Genomic DNA, 18,528 nt, shown 5'->3' on the forward strand with positions numbered 1-18,528 from the left:
AATTGCTCCAACACAACCAGCACAAATTGATCTAAAACAACCACCAGCTGGTCACATAATGGCAGGATCAATAGCGCTCTCATCTGAGTCACCATAAAGCAGTAGCCATGGCGACCGCAGCATGAGAAGGCGGGTAATCACCCACGGTCAACCTGGCCGAGCGACCACAGAGTCAGCATAGCCAGAACAGTCTTGATATTTTTTGGATTTAGGAAGGTTTTTCATGCGTAGAAATGGAGTTCAAGCCATTGCTTCAGCCGCTGCATTGGCAATTAGCCTGACGGCCGGTGCCGCTGAGCATGCACACTGGGGTTATGAAGGGGAGTTCGCTCCCAACAACTGGGCCCAACTCAGCCCGGAATTTGCCACCTGTGGCGCGGGGCGTAACCAGTCGCCCATCGACATTCAAGGGGGCTTCAAAGCCAAACTGCCTAAGGTGCCCTTTAGCTATCAGGCCGGTGGCAACCAGATCACCAACAATGGTCACACGGTTCAGGTGAGCTATGCCGATGGTAGCCAGGTCTCCATTGATGGTGCCGCCTTCGCCCTGAAACAGTTCCACTTCCACGCCCCCAGCGAGAACCTGATCCAGGGTAAGCAATATCCACTCGAGGTGCATCTGGTGCATGCCGATAAGAGTGGCAATCTGGCCGTCATAGGTGTGATGTTCGAGACAGGAGAAGCAAATCCGCTACTTAGCACCCTCTGGCAACAGATACCCGCCAAAGTCGGTGCTGTCATCCCTCTGCACAAGAGCGTGGATGTGAGTGATCTGCTGCCATCGGATCACAGCTACTATCGCTTCGCTGGCTCCTTGACCACACCACCTTGCAGTGAAGGGGTGCGCTGGCTGGTATTGAAAAAGCCTATGACAGCCGCCAAAGAGCAGATCGAAGAGTTTGCTCACTTGATTGGCTTCCCCAACAACCGCCCGGTTCAACCACTCGGCGCCCGCTTCGTGGTGGAGTAAGCCACAGTGTCCCGACCATACGTCTGGTGAAGGGCAACAGCAGCATGAAAGAGCGAGCCAAATGGTTCGCTCTTTTTTTAGCGCAAGTCACCGTCGGCCACATGCCCGCGGCAGGGACAAGCGCAGAGGGCCCGTGTATGATCTCGGCGGCGCAGCACTCAGGGTTACTCGCGCAGACAGCGAAGGTAACCTGACAAGCTGACGGCACATGAACTGTGGGCATTCGAGGGCTGATGTGAATTTTTTGGCACATATCTTATTAGCAGGAGACGAGCCCGCCATGATGGTCGGCGGCTTGCTGGGGGACTTTGTCAAAGGCCCGCTGCCCGGCGCTTTGCCCCTTCCCTTGGCCCAAGGGGTTAGACTCCACCGCGCCATTGATCTCTATACGGATCAACATCCCTGCTTTATGGCCAGCCGCGCCCGCGTTTCGGCTGCTCGTCGCCGTTATGGTGGCATCATGGTCGATCTCTTCTATGACCATTTCCTGGCCAAGGAGTGGGAGCGTTACTCTCCTCTCCCCCTGCTGGAATACACCCAACGCTTTTATGCCTGCCTCCGGGAGTTTGATGCCTGGCTACCCGCAGAGCTGCAAGCCATTCTGGAGCGGATGATCCGCCATAACTGGCTCTACAGTTATCAAGAGAGCGCCGCTATCAGCCGAGCGCTCGATAACATAGCCCAATACCGGATCCGCAGATCCAATCCCTTGCTGGGCGCTGGCGAGGAGTTACTGGCACACTATGCTGAGTTTCAGGCCGATTTTTTAGCCTTTTTCCCAGATGTCGTGCACTTTGCGCAACACCATAGCGCCGCCAGGGATACCACACATGGCTGAGCCGGCCTGCGGCCCTCGCGACAGTAGCGCCTTGACCGCGGTCAGCCCCTTGACGGCCTGCCCCCTGGCACCCCTAGCCGAGTTGGGCCAGCCACTTCGACCAGAGTCCCATGGCACCCCCCCCCTGCGCGCCGCCAAAATTGCGCGACCGGCCCTGTGGCTATCACTGAGTGCCCATCTGCTGGGTGTCGCCCTATTTTATTGGCTGGCCTTGCACCCTGGGCCTGTGCTGGCGCCTCCCGCTGACATGCGGGGTGATGACCTTATCCGGGCCACACTCGTGACTCAGCCCAGGCGGCAACCCACTATGGCGCCAGAGCACTCCAGCACCGGCACTCGGCTCACTACCCAGGCACTCCAGCCAGCCTCACCTACGGTCAAGCCCTCCGCCATGCCGCCCAAGGTACCCAAGCGAGCCAAACACCCCACACAGGCAGCCAAGGCAGTGACCCGCCAGAAACAACACAGACAGACCAGAGTGCCACCAGCTGAGTTGCCCACCCAACCAGCCAGCGAGACTGCGCCCGCCACCCAGTCGCAGGCGGCCGTTCCGGCAGTAGCCATCTCCCACCCTGGCAGCACCAGCACAGGGCAGCAAGCCAGCACCATGCCGACAAACACGGCGACGAGCACCCGCCTAGCCGCGCGCACAAACCTGGTGGCGACCAAGAGTCACGCCCCGACACAGCAGCAAGAGACGCAACCCAAGATAGTCACAGCCCATTATCGCGGTCGCCCCTCTCCCGTGGCCTATCCTATGTTAGCTCGGCGGCAAGGGCTGGAGGGTGAGGCCATCATAGAGGTGTGGCTAGATGAGGAGGGCGAGCAGTTACAGCGCGTCATTATCCAGAGCTCGGGACACGCCCTGCTCGATCAGGCCGCCCTGCGCTCCGTCGCTCAGAGCCTATTTTCTCCCTACAGGGAGAATGGTCAGCCACAACGCTCACGGTTACGGCTTCCGATCCAGTTCAAGCTAACCCGCCACTAAACAGACACCCTGCCCAATAGCTGACGTGTGGCAACCCGCATCAGCCAGCAAGTGGTTTACCCCTGGTTCAGCTTCAGCCCATTCCCAGTTAATTGATTCAGCTTCTGTTTATGTTCAAGTAGGTAGATTGACCTCAACGGCCTCGGCACACTGTAGCCCGGCCAGCCAAAACAATGATGAGGTTGACACATGAAAGTTAAATTACTCGCTCTGACCATCCCCACCCTGCTGGCTGCCACCGGCGCTCAAGCCGCTGAAATCTATAACAAGGACGGCTCCAAGCTGGACCTCTACGGCCGTGCCACCGGCATGTATTACGGCTCCGACAATGACAACATTAAAGGCGACGAGAGCTACCTTCGTCTGGGCCTGAAAGGCGAAACCGCGCTGGGTAACAACCTGACTGGTCTGGGCCAGTTCGAGTACAACCTTCCTACCGCAGGTAGCGACAACGACGAACTGCGTCTGGGTTTTGCCGGTATCCGTCACGATACCTTCGGTACCCTGACCTATGGTCGTCAGGATGGTTTGCTCTCCATGGTCAATGACTACACCGACGTGTTGCCAGAGTGGGGCGGTGATGGTCTGGGCAAGAACACCGAAGTGTTCGGTACCGGCCGCACCAATGGCCTGTTGAAGTACGCCTTCACCTATGACGCGCTGACCCTGGGTGCCCAGTTCACCGGCAAGAATGACCCACAGAACAATGACCCCAGCAAGTGGATGCAGGGGAGCAACGAAGGTTTCGCTCTGGGGGCCTCTTACGACCTGCCCATGGGGCTGAGCTTCGCCACTGTCTATAACCAGGCAGGCAAGACAGCCGAGCAAGAAAAGAACGCCGCCTTTGGTGGTGACAGCGATGCCAAGCTGGGAGCCGTGGGTGTACGTTATGCCGCCAACAACTGGTATGCCGCCGCCACCTACTCAGATGGTCGTGATCACTATGCCATCGGCAATGGCTATGCCGATAAGAACCGTGGCTATGAAGCCGTGGTGCAGTACACCATTGCCGATAAGTTCATCCCCTCTTTGGCTTATGTCCGTAGCGATGTGAAAGACAGTAGCCAGAACATAGATGACACCGCCAACGAGTACCTGAGCCTGGGCGCCAGCTACAAGTTCACCCCGACCTTCCAGACCTATGTGGATTACAAGGTCAACCTGCTGGATGACAACAGCTTTACCAAGCAGTACGGCATCAATACCGATGACGTGGTTGCCGTGGCCATGCGTTACGACTTCTAAGTCAAACTCAGCCCAACAAGCCGGACAGCTAGCTGTCCGGCTTTTTTTATTGTTCAGCCACGACCCAGGGTTGAGTCAGCTTCCATTCAGCTTCTATCCGCTAGAGTGATGATGAGTCTTTTGTCTCATGACGATCCCTGTGCTCAGCGTCATTACGCCTACGCACTTTTGCAGCTACCCCTTGGGTGGCTGTTTTTTTATCCTTCGGCTGGCCCCAGCGACAGCAGTGGCGCGACTATTTTACGGATCACGCTCTTGAGTCGAGGGCTCGGGGGCAGTAGGCTGCCATTCATCCTGTCGACAGCTGTCGATACCCTTGCGAGTAGAACCATGACCACACTGTCACTCAATCCCTGGAAAAGCCTCTGGCGCACCCCCACTACCACCTTTCGCGCCCTGCTAGACGAAGCCCCCGGCTACAATGTCCTCACCTTGGCCATGCTGGGCGGAATTGGCACCGCCTTCGGTCAGTTGAGCGGGGGCGGTTTTGGCCAGCATCTGAGTCTGCTTCCCTTACTGCTCATCTGTCTGCTGGCAGGGCCTCTGCTTGGCCTAGCCGAGCTCTATCTGGGGGCCTGGCTGATGGTGCGTATCGGTCGCTTCATCGGCGGTCAGGGCGAACCCGCCCAACTGCGCACTGTCATGGCGTGGGCCGGGCTGCCCAATGTGCTGGGTTTGCTGAGTTGGCTGTTGATGCTGGTGGTCCTGGGGAGCGATCTCTTCATGCCGCGTACCCCTGAGCTGATGGCGGTCATGTCGAGCAACAAGCTGTTTCTCTTCGCCGCCCTGCTACAGATGCTCTTCGGCTTTTGGTCCGTAGCCCTGCTAGTAATAGGCGTCGCCACCGCGCAAGGCATGGCCATGAGCAAGGCATTGCTCAACCTGCTGCTAGCGGCCATGGCTGCCATGCTGCTGCTCTACCCTGGCAAACTGCTGCTGATGCATCTGTTTTGAGTCAGTGCTGGTCCCTCTATATGGTGCGTGATGACCAAGGACGCCTCTACACAGGTATCAGCACAGATGTGGCGCGCCGCTTTACCCAACACCAAAGCGGCAAGGGCGCCCGCGCCCTACGCGGGCGCGGCCCGCTTCAACTGGTCTGGCAGCAGGCAGTGGGAGATCAGAGCACTGCCCTGCGCCTGGAATATGCCCTCAAGCAGAAGCCAAAAACCTACAAAGAGGCACTGGTCCGGGGGGAACAAGCGCTTGTTACTATAACTCAACCGACTCTCGCCCCAGCCCAGAACGCCCCCCAGCAGTCACACCTCCTGGCTGCAGGCCATCGGCTTTCAGCCATATCAACACCCAGTGGTCCGCAGCCTGGCGAGCAAAGTGAGACCCTCATCACAGATAGCCCCCGCTGACAAGTGACACATCTATCTAATACCGCAAGTCCCCCTATCTCCAACTGTTTTATGGCGAAAAAGTAATGAAGTTACCCATGAAACACCCAAATCAGCAGAAGATGGCACCATAAAAGACCATACATAAGATAAATATTTTTTCATGAGTGCAGGTGATAGCAAAAATTAGAATAAATACACACCCCTTTTCACTACTACTAATACCCTCCTAATACCCCTTGGCAGCCATGTTAAAATTTGTAACTGATACAAGCACACTAATGAAAAGGAACTTCATCATGGCTTTACTGAATAAGATTGCGTTGGTCACGCTGGCGCTGGCATCACTGAATGCCAATGCCTCTTTGGTTACCGCAAATGGTAATAATCACACCCTGAGCAGCGCCCAATCACTGAATGGCCACTTTACTCAGGAATACAATGCCGAAATTACCGACTCTACTGCTGTGGCTCATGCCTCCGCCACAGGTACCGGCCAGAATGCATGGGATTATTACAGCTTCACCCTGACCAGCGCCGCCAATGTGCTGTTTGATATCGATCATGCCATGCCCGCCCTGGACTCCTGGCTGAACATCTATAATTCAGTTGGTGATCGACTGGCTTACAATGACGACGGTGGTGTCGGCGATGCCGGTTCGATCCACGGTTACGACAGCTACCTGAGTTACAACTTCAGCGAAGCTGGCACCTATACCGTAGGCGTTGGTCGTTACAGCAACAGTCCGCTGGTCGGCGGTCAGGGTTACACCCTGAACGTCTCTACCGTTGCCGCCGTGCCGGAGCCGGAAACCTATGCCCTGATGGCGGTTGGTCTGCTGGGCTTGGCTGCCGCTCGCCGTCGCAAGCAAGTTGCCGCTTAATCTAGCCTGCTAACGCCAAAGCCTTGAGACTATTACCAGTCTCAAGGCTTTCTCCGTTCACCACTCCCGCTTTATATTTCTTATATCCATTCCCGACTCGCCACTGCTTATTCCGTACACCCCGTTTATGCATATCCAATCAATGTTAGACCTACATTGGGCAATGCCACACTCTTATTTAACTTTCGACCACCATGCTTCGTTTCTATTATTTAACTTCACTCGAAATTTTTAGCTATTTTTACAGGCCTAGCGCTTTATCTCTATATATCGAAACCACCCGCCTATATCGAAAAAATCATGATTCATTGCGACAGTAAATATTACCCCTGCCGCAGAGCACTGGCTTGCGCGATAGCCGCCTGACTCAAGGCGGTGACCGTTGCCCAATCGCCTTGCGCCACACTGGCGGCAGGCAACATCCAGGATCCCCCGACACAACTGACGCAAGGCAGCGCCAGATAGCTGGCCATGTTATGGGGCCCTATGCCACCGGTGGGACAAAACCGGGCGCTAGAGAGCGGCGCGGCCATGGCTTTGAGAGCGGCGACACCACCACAGGCCTCGGCGGGGAAGAATTTGAGATGGCAGTAACCCAACTCCAACGCCAGCATGATCTCCGATGGGGTAGCCACACCGGGGATGAGGGGAATAGCGCCAGAGTGAGCATGCTGTAGCAGGGTCGGCGTGCTACCTGGTGAGATGGCAAACTGGGCGCCCGCGGCCTGAGCGGCCTCATAATGGAGCGCGCTCAGCACGGTTCCGGCCCCGACCAACGCCTGGGGAAAGGCGGCACGAATGGCGGTGATGGCAGGCAAGGCCGCCGGAGTGCGCAGGGTGACCTCAAACACCGAGATCCCCCCTGCCAGCAGGGCCTGAGCCATAGGCAGTGCCTGCTCCAGTTGCTCAATCACCATGACGGGTACGACCGCCGAAGCGCAGAGTACCGTTTGCGGATCCCATTGCCACGCCATTCTCAACTCCTGGTTAACTATGCCACCTGAATAGCCAAGCCCAAGCTCATGCTACCGATTTGAAGGTTTCATCTTAGCCATAAGCTCAAGGCCTGTCGCTACTCTCGATAACGGCTCTCAAGCAAACCCGTGACCCGAGTTTCCAGGCGCAATAGTGCCCCCTCCCAGGGATTAGCCCGCAACTGTTGTGGCGTCAACTGCTGAGCCGCACTGGTAATAAACAGGCTGTTAAGCTCGGGACCGCCGAAACAGGGCATGGTGGGGTTGGTCACCGGCAGCAATAGACACTCCAGCAGCTCACCCTGAGGGGAGAGGCGTAGCAGGCGGCCGCCACCATATTGCGCCGACCAGTAACACCCCTCGCTATCTACACAGGCCCCATCGGGCCGCCCCCAGCCTTCGGGAACCAGATAGAAAAGCTCGGAGGCTCCGACCTCGCCGCTTGTTACATCATAGGCGCAGCGATAGATGGTGCGGTTAGGCGTATCCGACCAGTAGAGGGTCTGACCATCCGGGCTGAAGGCCAGACCGTTACAGGTCCAACTCTTGCCCAACAGAGGGCGAAGCGCATTGGCCGTCAACTGATAGAAGGAGCCAAACTGTTCATCCTTACGCGGATTCATGGTGCCAGCAATAAAGCGTCCTGCGGGGTCACAACGCCCATCATTGAAGCGCTGCCAGGGTCTGTCCGCTTCGGGAGCGTGCAACACATGGGCATGAGCCGATGTCAGCTCTGGCAGGCGTAACAGACCACTCTGCCCGCCCAAAATGAGCCCTCCCGCATGGCAGAGGCTGAAGCAACCCACCTCCTGCCCCAGATCGCGCTTGACGATCACACCGCTCTCGGCCTGCCAGCGATAGAGGCGATGACGTAGGATATCCACCCACCACAGTGCCTGCTCCTGCTCATCCCAACGGGGGGATTCCCCCAGCTGGTAGCACTCATATCCCACCCGAGCCAGAGTCTCCTTGGCGACCACACTCTCCATCCACTGCTCCTGCTGCTGCCCCCTATGCGAGGGGAGTAATTTGGGGCGACAGGGTAGCAGCCAGCCCAGCGCCACGGTCAAGTGGGAGAATGTAACCAAGCGCAACAAGGTCTGCGATTAGCTAATGTCTGCGATTGACCGCCCAATCAGGTGGTGCCAATCAGGTGGCGATAAACGCCCGCTGGCGGTAGCGCAAGCAAGCATAGGCCAAGAGCCCATAGCCCAGCGCCAAAGCCCAGAGCTGCCCCCAGCAGGGGAGGAGATCCTGCCAGTCAGCGCCCATGGCTTCCAGTCGCAAGAGCCCTTGGATACCGGGCGAGGTGGGGAGCAGTTGCACCAGCACCACTAATCCACCCGGCAGAGCCTCCACGGGCCAGATAAAACCGGCGCTAAAGACCAAGGGTAAAGAGGAGAGCAGCACTATGGGCGTCGCCAGCTCTCGCCGTGTGAGCAGAGCCCCCAGCACTATGCCCAAGCCAGCCGCCGCCAGAAAGAAGGGCAGCAAGAACAGCAGTAGCACAGCCGGCGCGGCCAACTGGTTGAGCCCATACCAGGCCAGCATGGGGCCAAAATAGAGACAAATGAAGCCCAAGTAGAGCAGCATCAAGAGCCCCAGCCGCGCCAGCAGCCAAGGCAACAGTGGCGCTCGTTGCCAATAACCCGCCTGCCCCTGCAGGCGGCTCTCATTCTGGGTCGCTCCGAGCAGAGCGGCGGCTATGAGCAGGGTTTGATGCAAAATCACCAGGAAGACGGCGGGCACCACATACTGCTGGTAACCCAGGGTCGGATTAAACAGTGGCTGACTATTGAGGGTAAAGCTACGCCAACGGGCCTCGGCTCCCGGTATCGTCGCGCCGGATGCCAACAGTCGGGTGATGCGGATCTGCGCCCCCAGTGTCCCGGCGGCCGAACTCAACCCCTCGGCCACGGCACCAAAGATGAGGTAGTAGGCACCATCCCCGGCAAAGGCCAGTGTCACGGTACGCCCCAGGCGCACATCCCGGTAGAAATGGCGCGGGATAACCAAGATCCCCTTCCCCTCTCCTTGCTGCAATTTAGCCTTGGCCTCGGACAGGGTCGACACCTGACTCAGGATCCGCAGTTGGGGCGTGGCGTCAGCCATGAAGGCCAGGCGCCGGGAGAGCACACTGCCATCCTCATCCACCAAGAGGAGAGGTAACTCCCGCGGCACTTGTCGGGCATAGGGTAAGGGGTAGAGCAGGGCATAGAAGAGGATGCCCCCAAACAGGGTCAGCAGTATGGCACTGTCACCGAACAGGGCTCGGCTCTCCAGGCGCAGCAGACGCCAGAACTCACCCATGAGACCTCCGCCCCTGTAACCCGGCCACCAGCAGCCAGAGTGGCACAAACCCCAGCAGGGCCAGCACGGGCTGCCAGGCCGCCTGGCCCACTAGACCCAGGCTAGCCTGCCCCAACTGTAGCTCGGCATAGTGAGAGATCGGCAGCAGCGCCCGCCACAGCTGGGCCAACTCCCCCATCTGACTGGCGGGAAAGGTCACCCCCATGAAGGCGAACCCCGGCGCGGTCAGCACGGCAGCCAGGCTGAAGGCCCGCGCCCCATCCCGAGTCAGCAGATAGAGCAAAGAGCCCAAGCCCAAACAAGCCAGCACAGTCAGCCCCTGCCCCAGCAGCAACAGACTCCAGCTCCCCACCATGGGCCAGTGGCGATAACCAAACAGCAGCGCCCCCATCACGCCACCCCAGCCCCAGAACAGCAACTGATAGGGCAACAAGGCCCCCAGCCCAGCCCAAAAACCGCAGGCATGCCAGGTGGCCTCCTGACCATTGCGCGCCCGCCGCACGAAGCTGCTGATGACGGTAACCACGATCAAGATCTGCCATACCGCCGGCAGCAGAGCGGAGACCAGGAAAAGCGCATAGTTGCCACTGCCGTTATAAAGAGGGGTGAGTTGACTCGCCAGGGGCATGGCCACCCCCAAGGCACTGGGTAGGGCCTGTGCCTGAGACAGAGCCCCAAGCGCCGCCAACTGTATATTCACACTGCCCAGGCTCTGCTGAGCCGCACCGTTGATAAGCTTGCCCACCAGCAACAACTGGCTGTTGTAAAAGAGCGTGACCACAGGCTGAGTCCCCTGGCGCACCCCTTTCTCCGCGTCCTTGGGGATAAACAGCAAGCCATAGATCTGCCCCTGGCGCATGGCGCGACTGCCCGCCTGCAGATCCGGGTATGTGGCCGTGAGAGCCAGGCCGCTAGCACCATCCAACTGCCGGGCCAACACCCGCGAGAAGTGACTGTGGTCTTGATCCACCACCCCTAAGGGCAACTCCCGCACCTGACCACCATCAAACAGCCACACCATCCAACCAAATAGCAGCAGAGGCAGCAGGGTCACCAGCAACCGTAGCCAACTGTCCTGCCAGATGTTGCGCCACTCCTGCTGCCAATGAGCTTGAAACTGGCCGGCCCTAGTGACCATCTGGCCCCTCCGCAGGCAGTTCCAGTAGGACACTCATGCCGACCCGCAGACCCGGCAGCGAAGTGACGGGGCGCGCCTCCACCTCGAAGGTGCGCATATCGAAGCCCTGCCGACTATCGGTGGCGCGCCAGGTGGCAAAATCCCCCATCACGGCCACATGTGTGACACGAAAGTTATGTAATTCCTGACCCAAGGCCGGAACCTGAGCCATGAACTCCCGCCCCGGCTGGAAGCGGGAGAGCAGATCTTCGCGCACATGCAAGAGCACCCAGGCATCACTCAAGTCGGTCACTGTCACCACAGGGAAGCCTTGGGGCGCCAGCTCTCCGGCTTGCAACAGCACTTGACTCACCTCCCCCTGAGATGGGCTGCTCACCTGTAGATCGGCAGCATAGGCCTGCACCTCGGCCACGGCTCCGGCGGCCATGCGCTCCTTCTCTCTAGCCGCCTGTTTCTGCTCCTCCCGTGCCCCGGCCAATGCCAGTTGATACTGCTGCCAGGCCGCATTTTCACTCAGTTTAGCCGCCTGCCACTGGGTCTTGGCCTCATCGCGCTTTTGCAGCGACACTACCCCATCTCGATAGAGACTCTCCACCCGCTGGTAGGTCTTGCCGTAGAGTTCGGCACCACTTTGCGCCTTGCGCCAGAGATCCTTGGCTGCGGCTATCTGCTGCGCCCGGGCGCCTAGCGCCACCTCGCGAGCCAAGGCCCCGGCTGCCGCCTGACCCGCCTCGGCCTGGATCAACTTGGCATCGAGCTCTGGGCTATGCAGAGTAAAGATCAGATCCCCCTGTTTGACCCTATCCCCGCGCTGGACCCGAATCGAATCGATGCGCCCCGGCACCTTGGAGGAGACGCTGTAGCTCTGGGCCTCAATCTGCCCCTGTAACCGTTCAGGTGCCGGTTGATGCAACCACCAGAAAGCGGCCACCAGCAGCAGAAGCGACAGCCCACCCCCTATCACCAGCTTATTCACTCGCGACCGCTTCATGGTTTCACCTCGATGGCATTCTGTTGTTGATGTTGACTAAACTCACCCTGTTGACCGCTGAGCACCAGCAAACGGGCCAGACACACCACATACTGGTAGGCAGCTACCTGGCGTTGGGTCTCGACCCCAGCCAACTGGTTGCGCGCATCCTCGACCTCCAGCGAGGTACCCAACCCCTGACTGAAGGCCTTGTCACGCAACCGGACATTTTCTCGCGCCAGCCTGGCCGTCACGCCCAACCCCTGATACTGCTCTTGCGCCAACTCCGCCTCACGCCAACTCTTCTGTACTAACAACGTGAGATCCTGACGCAACTGAGCCAGCAGGTACTTTACCTGCACCTGAGTGGCACTGGCCGCCGCCTCGCTGGCCGAGAGGCCATCCCGGGACACCAGGGGCACCTTGACCCCCACCCCGACCAGCCAATCCGGGGCCATTTCGGCGGCGATCGTATCCTGCTCATAGAGGGAGTAGTTGCCAAATAAGAAGAGTTCCGGCAATCGTTTACCCTGCTCCAGGGTCAACAGACCATCGGCCTGTTGCTGCTTGGCCGCCAACAACTGCAATCCGGGGTGATGAGCCAGGGTTTGGGCCACAAACGGCTCGATCGGTGGCAGTTGCACATTGATAAAGAGCGGATCCGTGGGCTGCAGCGCGCCACTTTGATGCAGCAGGCTGCCCAAGGCCAGCTCGGCAAGCTCAGCCTGGCGGCGAGCACTCTGCGTCTCGACATGAGCCTTGGCCAGCGCTGACTCGGCAGAGAGTCGCTCCACTGCGGCTATCTGCCCCTGCTGTTCGAGTTTGCGTGCATGATCCAGATGGGTGACCAACCCCTGCTCCAACTGCTCCCGGGTCACCACGACTTGTCTGGCCAAGACCAGGCCAAAGTAACGCTGGGTTAAGGCTTCAAACGCTGCCTGCTGTTTCAAGGCAAATTGCTGCTCGGCCTCTTTTAGCTGCCCTTGCCGAATGGTTTGCGCCGCATCGATGCGCCCCCCGGTGTAAAGCGGCCACAGCGCCTGCACCGAGCTGGTGATCAGATCCCGTTCCGTCAGGGGCGTGACAAACGCATTCGCCCCGCCCAACCCCTGGATAATCTGCTGCACCAAGGGGCTGTTGAGCAGCGGGCTATTCTTGTTGCTGGCGATGGGATTGAGATCCGTCATATCCAGCTCTACCGGTTGATCCAGGCGGGTATAGTTACCGCTTAGATCGATCTGGGGCAGATAGAGCGCCTTAGCCGCCTCCTGCAGTTGCAGGGCTTTGGAAACACCGGCTCGCTCGGCGGCCAAACCATCATTATTTTGCAGCACCTGCTGCCAGGCCGAACTAAATGCCAGCTCTGCCGCCTGCACTAACCCCATCCAACTGGAACTGATACAGACCGCCAGCACGCCCCCCAACACGCGAGGCCAGCGGTGACCTCGGTTTTGCGTTTGCCCATGCTTTTTCACATCACATCCTTGGTTGCATCACAGCGTTAGAGCCAAAACTCATTTTTGAGCATAACAAAAGTGTAAGCCGGTTACACAGAGCAGACATCAAGGCGTCACCTCAGTCACAGAAGCACCAATAAACGCCCCTATTGAACCCTATCATTTCGCGATGGCAGCGATTTCTGCACTCCATTTAAATTTGCAAGTGGTTATGGCCAAACAATTGGCGAAAAAAAACAACAACGCTCAATTTCTAACCTTTTCACTCAGGGAAAAAATGCGTAATATACGCCGCCCTGAGCCTATGGTTGATAGTGTCGTTTCCATGCAGATTGGTCCCTACAAACTGGACTCACCACTGATACTCGCGCCGATGGCCGGAATCACCGACCGCCCGTTTCGTCAGCTCTGTCTGCGTATGGGCGCCGGTCTGGCCGTCTCCGAGATGATGTTGGCGAATCCCGATACCTGGGACACGGAAAAGTCAAAGAAACGCAGAGTCCACGCCGATGAGGCGGGTTTTCGCTCGGTACAGATCTTGGGCTCCGACCCTGAATTGATGGCACAGGCTGCACGTAACAATGTGGCCGCCGATGCGCAAATCATCGACATCAATATGGGTTGTCCAGCCAAGAAGGTGAACAAGAGGTATGCCGGTTCCGCCCTGCTGCAGGATCCCGCCCTAGTGCGCGATATACTGCAGGCCGTGGTCGAAGCCGTGCCGGTTCCTGTCACCCTCAAGATCCGCACCGGTTGGGATCCCGAGCATAGAAATGGCGTGGAGATAGCGCTGCTGGCGGAGCAAGCCGGCATCCAGGCGCTGACTGTGCATGGCCGTACCCGCGCCTGTTTATTCAAGGGCGAGGCCGAATACGACACCATCAAGGCGATCAAGCAGGCTGTATCTATACCGGTCATAGCCAATGGCGACATTGACTCGGCCCGGAAGGCGCGTCAAGTACTCGCCTATACGGGAGCCGATGCCATCATGATTGGTCGCGCCGCCCAAGGACAGCCATGGATTTTTCGACAAATCCGCCAATATCTGGAACAGGATCAGGCCCCGACCGCACCCAGCATGGACGAGGTGCGCGCCTTAGTGCTTGAGCATGTGCAGGCCCTGCACCATTTCTATGGTGTTTATCAGGGCGTGCGCTTTGCCCGCAAGCATGTGGCCTGGTATCTGGAAAGGTTGTTGGAGAGCCGGGATTTTCGCAGAGGTTTCAATGCGTTGGAGACTGCTGAAACGCAGCTGGACGCATTGAAGTATTTTTTTGACAAGCAACAGCATAACGAAGAGCAGACCGCATATGTTCGAACAAAACCTGACTTCTGACGCACTGGTGACCATCACTACCCATGCACACACCCATGAGCCGATGCAGCGCCCGCTGCGTGAGTCTGTCCAACAGGCTCTGCGCAACTACCTGGCTCAACTCAACGGCCAAGAAGTCACTGAACTCTACGAAATGGTGCTGAGCGAAGTCGAAGCGCCCATGCTGGATATCATAATGCAGTACACCCGTGGCAACCAGACCCGTGCTGCAACCATGATGGGCATCAACCGCGGCACTCTGCGCAAGAAGCTGAAAAAGTACGGCATGAACTAAAGTAATTTAGTTAACGCATTGAAAATAAAGGCGCTTATCCGCAAGGGTTAGCGCTTTTTTTGTGGTCGATGCCACGCCAAAGTACGAACAAGAGAAACAACGCTAAGCCAGGGCGAGGGATATACAACACCGGCACCGCCTCCTCACCCCCTCTTAACACCCTCGATCATGTAGTCGAGCCGGTCAATTTTGCCATTGTCGTTTCTGACAGGCTACCCCCCCCCTCCCACAACTATAGTTGTAACTAACAGATTACGAACTTGCCCACACTAACGCATTAATTGGCCTCTTCAGGACACACGGCGATGAAAAGAACCTCTCTTTTTTCCTTGCTCTGCCTGGGCCTCCTCCCGCCAGCCAGCGCAGTCGAACTTGTGGTCTATAACTGGCCATTTTATTTGGATCCCGAGGTCAAAACCCGCTTCACCCAAGAGACGGGACATACCATCAAGGAGCTCTATTTCGACAGCGAGGAGGCACGCAGCAATCTGCTGCTGGCCAAGCACGCTCCGCTTGTGGATCTCACAGTGATTGACTACCAGAGCCTGCAAACCCTCAGCTGGTCCACGCTGTTTAATGACAAACCTGCGGCTGGATATAAGAGTGAAGCCGCTATCGAACCCCGGTTCCTGGCGGCCTGCGGCCAGCAAGCCAGCCCCTACTTCTGGGGCAGCATAGGTATCGCCTACCGCAGCAGCCATGTCGGCCAGCCCATCACACACTGGCAGCAACTCTTTGAACTAGATGCCAAAAATAGCGATCTGGCTGGTCACATCATAATGGTGGATGATGCCTTCGACCTGGTTTCTGTGGCCCTCAAAGCCTTGAACTACTCAATCAACACTCGCAACAAAGATGAGCTCAAGCAGGCATTTACTCACCTGCAAGCGCAGAAACATGCCGTGCTGAATTATCGTCTCTCCCTGGCCGCCATCCGAGACCCGAAACAGGAAGCCGAGGTCTATGCCGCCATGGTCTACAGTGGTGACTTCTATACGCTGCAGAAAATTTCAAAATATCAGGATTGGGTATTCGTCTCCCCGGAAGAGGGTTCCCCCATCTGGATTGACTGCCTGGCCATCAACAAGAAGAGCAGTCATCCCAAAGAAGCCGCAGAGTTGATTAACTTTTTGCAGCGCCCGGATATCGCCAATCTCAATGGCGAAAAGAGCGGGTTTGCCCCGACACTCAAGGAGGCGCTCATCTCCGCCACCATGAAAGCCGATCCTGTTGCCTATCCACCCAGCTCACACATTAGCCACTCTGAGTACTATAGCCCCGAGCTGGTGCATGATGAGCTGCGCAATGCCATCTTCTTTTCGGTCATAAAATGAAGCGCCTGCGCAATCGCCTCTCGCTAGCCCTGCTGCCCGTGGTGATCTTTCCACTACTAGCCATGGGTTTTCAGGGCATGCTGTTGCTCAATAAGTCGAGCCTGGAACATATAGGTGCGCAAATCGAATTGCTCGCCAGCAATAGTCATATTCATCTCAATGAAATATTGCGTAACTATCGCCTGAATCTGGCCGCCCTCCCCCAGAGTGAGAGCGTGGTGGACTATCTCAACAGCCAGAACCCTCGGGAAAAAAGCAGTTATCTGGGCCCCAAGGTACTGCGCCTGTTTCATCAACTCATCCAGCAAAATCCAGGTCTGCTGCAGCTAACTCTGCTCAACAACCTAAACCAGGAGGAGCTCAAGGCCGGTGAGGGCGTCGACCCCTTCGCCCCGATAGATGGCAGTAACTATCAATTTGTCGCCCTGATGCATATGCAGCCAGAACACTTCTATGAGCGATTCATTTTTTCCAAGGAGCTAGGGCAGTATGTACTGAAGCAGGGGCTGCAATTTGGTAACTCTCGGCCCGAACTCAGCATTTATGATGGCGAACCGGCCCAGTACACCCTGCTGATGACCGCCTCCCTGGCTCAGCTTGGCGATTATTTACGCGAGCAAGAGCGGCTGTACGGTTTTAACTTACTGCTCGTTGAGCACAGTAGCCAACAGCTGGTATTCAGCAACGACCGGACACTGCTGAAGATAGTGCCGCCCAATGTGGAGGGAGAGATAACAATCGGCGAGCAGACCTACCATGTTGCAAAAGAGCGGATCAATGATGATCTGGATCTGCTGGCGCTCATCCCCATCCCCATGATTGCCGCCGCCTCTGCTACCATCCGCACCAGCCTCATTGTTTGGCTCATGGTGAGTATGGGGATCCTCCTGTTGCTGAGTAGCTGGATCCTCAAGCGACTGGTGCTTACCCCCATGGAGCGCCTGAGACATGTCATGTTGCAGGTGTCGCGTGAGGAGATACGGCAGATCCCGCTCCTCCCCAGCGAAGATGAAATGAGTGAACTCCACAATCAGTTCTCCAACATGTTGCTTCGGCTGGAAACCTCGCAGCATGAGTTGGAAAAATCGGTATTTATCGACCCCATTACCGGGTTAAACAACCGAAATGCCTTCCTGCGCCAACTACAGAAACAGTTGGTTCATGCCAGACAAGAGGGGAATATGCTCTTTCTGGGACAACTGAAACTCCATAATCTCAGTGGTATCAATGATACCTTTGGCTCCACCACAGGTGATCGGGCACTGCAGATGATGAGCCAACTCATAAGCGCCCTGCTCTTCCGACAGGATCCAGCAACATCTCATAACATCCAAAACCTGGCACGAATTGGCTCGGATGAGTTTGCCTTCCTGCTGGCACCTATTGCGTCATACCCGCACGGGGGCGCAGTCCGGATCTGTGAATTGTTAGCAAAACGGCTTAACGATCCGATCCAGTTGGGCGACTACCAACTGCAATTACGCTTCAGCGCAGGCATCATCAGCTTTCCCGAGGCCGGAAGTCAGGTTGAAGAGCTGATGCAAAGTGCCAGCCAGGCCCGTCGTTATGCCTGTCGCTATGCCGGAAACTACTGGTATCTGATGGACGGGGCCTGCGCCAGCAAGATCAGAGAAGATAAGTGGTTGGAGGGAGAGCTGACGGGGGCCATCCCCCTGCAGCAGTTCAGGGTGGTCTTTCAGCCCCAATATGCCCTGAGCAATGGTGAAATCACCGGAGCCGAGGTGTTGCTACGCTGGCAACATCCGGAATTTGGCATGGTGCCTCCGGATCGTTTCATCCCTATCGCCGAGCACTCCTCGCAGATCCTGGATATCGATCTCTGGGTACTGGAGCAATCCTGCGCCTTTCTGGGTCGTTTACGCCAGCAAGGGATGGAACACTTTCACCTGGCCGTCAACGCCTCGGCCACCGAGTTATCCAACCCCAGTTATCCTCAGCATGTGGAGCGACTGCTGAAGGAGTACGCGATCCCCGCCGCCCAACTGGGCATCGAAATTACCGAGACCGCCTTGGTCGAACTGGATGAGGTGGCCCGTAGCATGGTGCAGCGCCTCAAATCGCTAGGCGTGGAAATTGCCTTGGATGACTTTGGCACCGGCTATACCTCCTTCAAGCATCTGGCGGAACTCCCACTGGATAGCCTGAAAATCGACCGCAGCTTCACCTCTCATCTGGAAGATGATCCCAAACTAGTCGACTCCATATTGCAACTGGCCACCGCCTTTAATCTCAAGGTCGTGGCCGAGGGGGTAGAAACCGTCCAACAGCTGGAGATACTCACAGCCAAAGGCTGCGATCTGGCACAGGGCTACCTGCTCTCCCGTCCCATAGATGAAGCCTCACTGCTCATCCTGTTACACTCGGATGGCCACCCCCTCGCCAAGCAGATCTGCTCAGCCCAACGCACAGCTAAACCGGAAGCCATCTCCAGCCGCTCAACCTGAGC

The 18,528-nt window shown here is 57.4% G+C and carries 17 protein-coding genes; 11 read left to right on the forward strand and 6 right to left on the reverse strand.

Going from position 1 to position 18,528, the window contains the following annotated elements:
* The first annotated feature begins 223 nt into the window (after window positions 1-223).
* The 7 genes from ACZYTD_RS00280 (at window position 224) to ACZYTD_RS00310 (ending at window position 6,268) form a co-directional block, all read left to right on the forward strand.
* Window positions 224-970, forward strand: a complete 747-nt coding sequence (locus ACZYTD_RS00280) for a carbonic anhydrase (protein WP_463887678.1) — start codon at window positions 224-226, stop codon at window positions 968-970.
* Window positions 971-1,178: 208 nt separating this feature from the next.
* Window positions 1,179-1,808, forward strand: coding sequence for an acyl carrier protein phosphodiesterase (locus ACZYTD_RS00285; protein WP_463887680.1), 630 nt, complete (start codon window positions 1,179-1,181; stop codon window positions 1,806-1,808).
* A complete protein-coding gene (locus ACZYTD_RS00290) occupies window positions 1,801-2,796 on the forward strand; it encodes an energy transducer TonB (RefSeq protein ID WP_463887683.1) in 996 nt (331 codons plus the stop codon). Before ACZYTD_RS00285 ends, ACZYTD_RS00290 begins: the two co-directional genes overlap by 8 nt.
* 189 nt (window positions 2,797-2,985) lie before the next feature.
* Entirely contained in the window at window positions 2,986-4,041 is a 1,056-nt protein-coding gene (locus ACZYTD_RS00295) for a porin (RefSeq protein WP_463887686.1), read from the forward strand.
* 330 nt (window positions 4,042-4,371) lie between these two features.
* Entirely contained in the window at window positions 4,372-4,995 is a 624-nt protein-coding gene (locus ACZYTD_RS00300; RefSeq protein WP_463887689.1) for a YIP1 family protein, read from the forward strand.
* A 20-nt stretch (window positions 4,996-5,015) separates the two neighbouring features.
* On the forward strand, window positions 5,016-5,405 hold the full coding sequence (locus ACZYTD_RS00305; protein ID WP_463888450.1) for a GIY-YIG nuclease family protein: 390 nt from the start codon (window positions 5,016-5,018) through the stop codon (window positions 5,403-5,405).
* A 278-nt stretch (window positions 5,406-5,683) separates the two neighbouring features.
* The gene (locus tag ACZYTD_RS00310) at window positions 5,684-6,268 is read left to right on the forward strand and encodes a DVUA0089 family protein (protein WP_463887692.1); all 585 of its coding nucleotides are present in this window, start codon (window positions 5,684-5,686) and stop codon (window positions 6,266-6,268) included.
* A 323-nt stretch (window positions 6,269-6,591) separates the two neighbouring features.
* Here ACZYTD_RS00310 and eda read toward each other — a convergent pair whose 3' ends face one another.
* From eda to ACZYTD_RS00340, 6 genes are all read right to left on the reverse strand, one after another.
* Complete coding sequence (gene eda / locus ACZYTD_RS00315) at window positions 6,592-7,242, reverse strand: bifunctional 4-hydroxy-2-oxoglutarate aldolase/2-dehydro-3-deoxy-phosphogluconate aldolase (RefSeq protein WP_463887695.1); 651 nt, start codon at window positions 7,240-7,242, stop codon at window positions 6,592-6,594.
* 98 nt (window positions 7,243-7,340) lie between these two features.
* Window positions 7,341-8,336: an SMP-30/gluconolactonase/LRE family protein gene (locus tag ACZYTD_RS00320; RefSeq protein ID WP_463887698.1), complete on the reverse strand. Its 996-nt coding sequence runs from the start codon at window positions 8,334-8,336 to the stop codon at window positions 7,341-7,343.
* 55 nt (window positions 8,337-8,391) lie between these two features.
* Window positions 8,392-9,552, reverse strand: a complete 1,161-nt coding sequence (locus ACZYTD_RS00325; RefSeq protein WP_463887701.1) for an ABC transporter permease — start codon at window positions 9,550-9,552, stop codon at window positions 8,392-8,394.
* Window positions 9,545-10,690, reverse strand: coding sequence for an ABC transporter permease (locus ACZYTD_RS00330; protein ID WP_463887704.1), 1,146 nt, complete (start codon window positions 10,688-10,690; stop codon window positions 9,545-9,547). The genes ACZYTD_RS00325 and ACZYTD_RS00330 overlap by 8 nt, the downstream gene beginning before the upstream one ends.
* Window positions 10,680-11,681, reverse strand: a complete 1,002-nt coding sequence (locus ACZYTD_RS00335; RefSeq protein ID WP_463887707.1) for an HlyD family secretion protein — start codon at window positions 11,679-11,681, stop codon at window positions 10,680-10,682. Before ACZYTD_RS00335 ends, ACZYTD_RS00330 begins: the two co-directional genes overlap by 11 nt.
* Entirely contained in the window at window positions 11,678-13,045 is a 1,368-nt protein-coding gene (locus ACZYTD_RS00340; protein WP_463888451.1) for a TolC family protein, read from the reverse strand. Before ACZYTD_RS00340 ends, ACZYTD_RS00335 begins: the two co-directional genes overlap by 4 nt.
* Window positions 13,046-13,394: 349 nt before the next feature.
* Here ACZYTD_RS00340 and dusB point away from each other — a divergent pair, with 349 nt between their 5' ends.
* From dusB to ACZYTD_RS00360, 4 genes are all read left to right on the forward strand, one after another.
* Window positions 13,395-14,453 (forward strand): tRNA dihydrouridine synthase DusB, encoded by a 1,059-nt coding sequence (gene dusB, locus ACZYTD_RS00345; protein ID WP_463887709.1) that lies wholly within the window; start codon window positions 13,395-13,397, stop codon window positions 14,451-14,453.
* Window positions 14,428-14,727, forward strand: coding sequence for a DNA-binding transcriptional regulator Fis (fis, locus tag ACZYTD_RS00350; protein WP_463887711.1), 300 nt, complete (start codon window positions 14,428-14,430; stop codon window positions 14,725-14,727). Before dusB ends, fis begins: the two co-directional genes overlap by 26 nt.
* Before the next feature lie 305 nt (window positions 14,728-15,032).
* Window positions 15,033-16,061, forward strand: coding sequence for an ABC transporter substrate-binding protein (locus ACZYTD_RS00355; protein WP_463887713.1), 1,029 nt, complete (start codon window positions 15,033-15,035; stop codon window positions 16,059-16,061).
* A complete protein-coding gene (locus ACZYTD_RS00360; protein ID WP_463887715.1) occupies window positions 16,058-18,526 on the forward strand; it encodes a putative bifunctional diguanylate cyclase/phosphodiesterase in 2,469 nt (822 codons plus the stop codon). The genes ACZYTD_RS00355 and ACZYTD_RS00360 overlap by 4 nt, the downstream gene beginning before the upstream one ends.
* The last annotated feature ends 2 nt before the right edge of the window (window positions 18,527-18,528 follow it).

Source organism: Pseudaeromonas sp. HNCC25DJ180 (assembly GCF_055413345.1).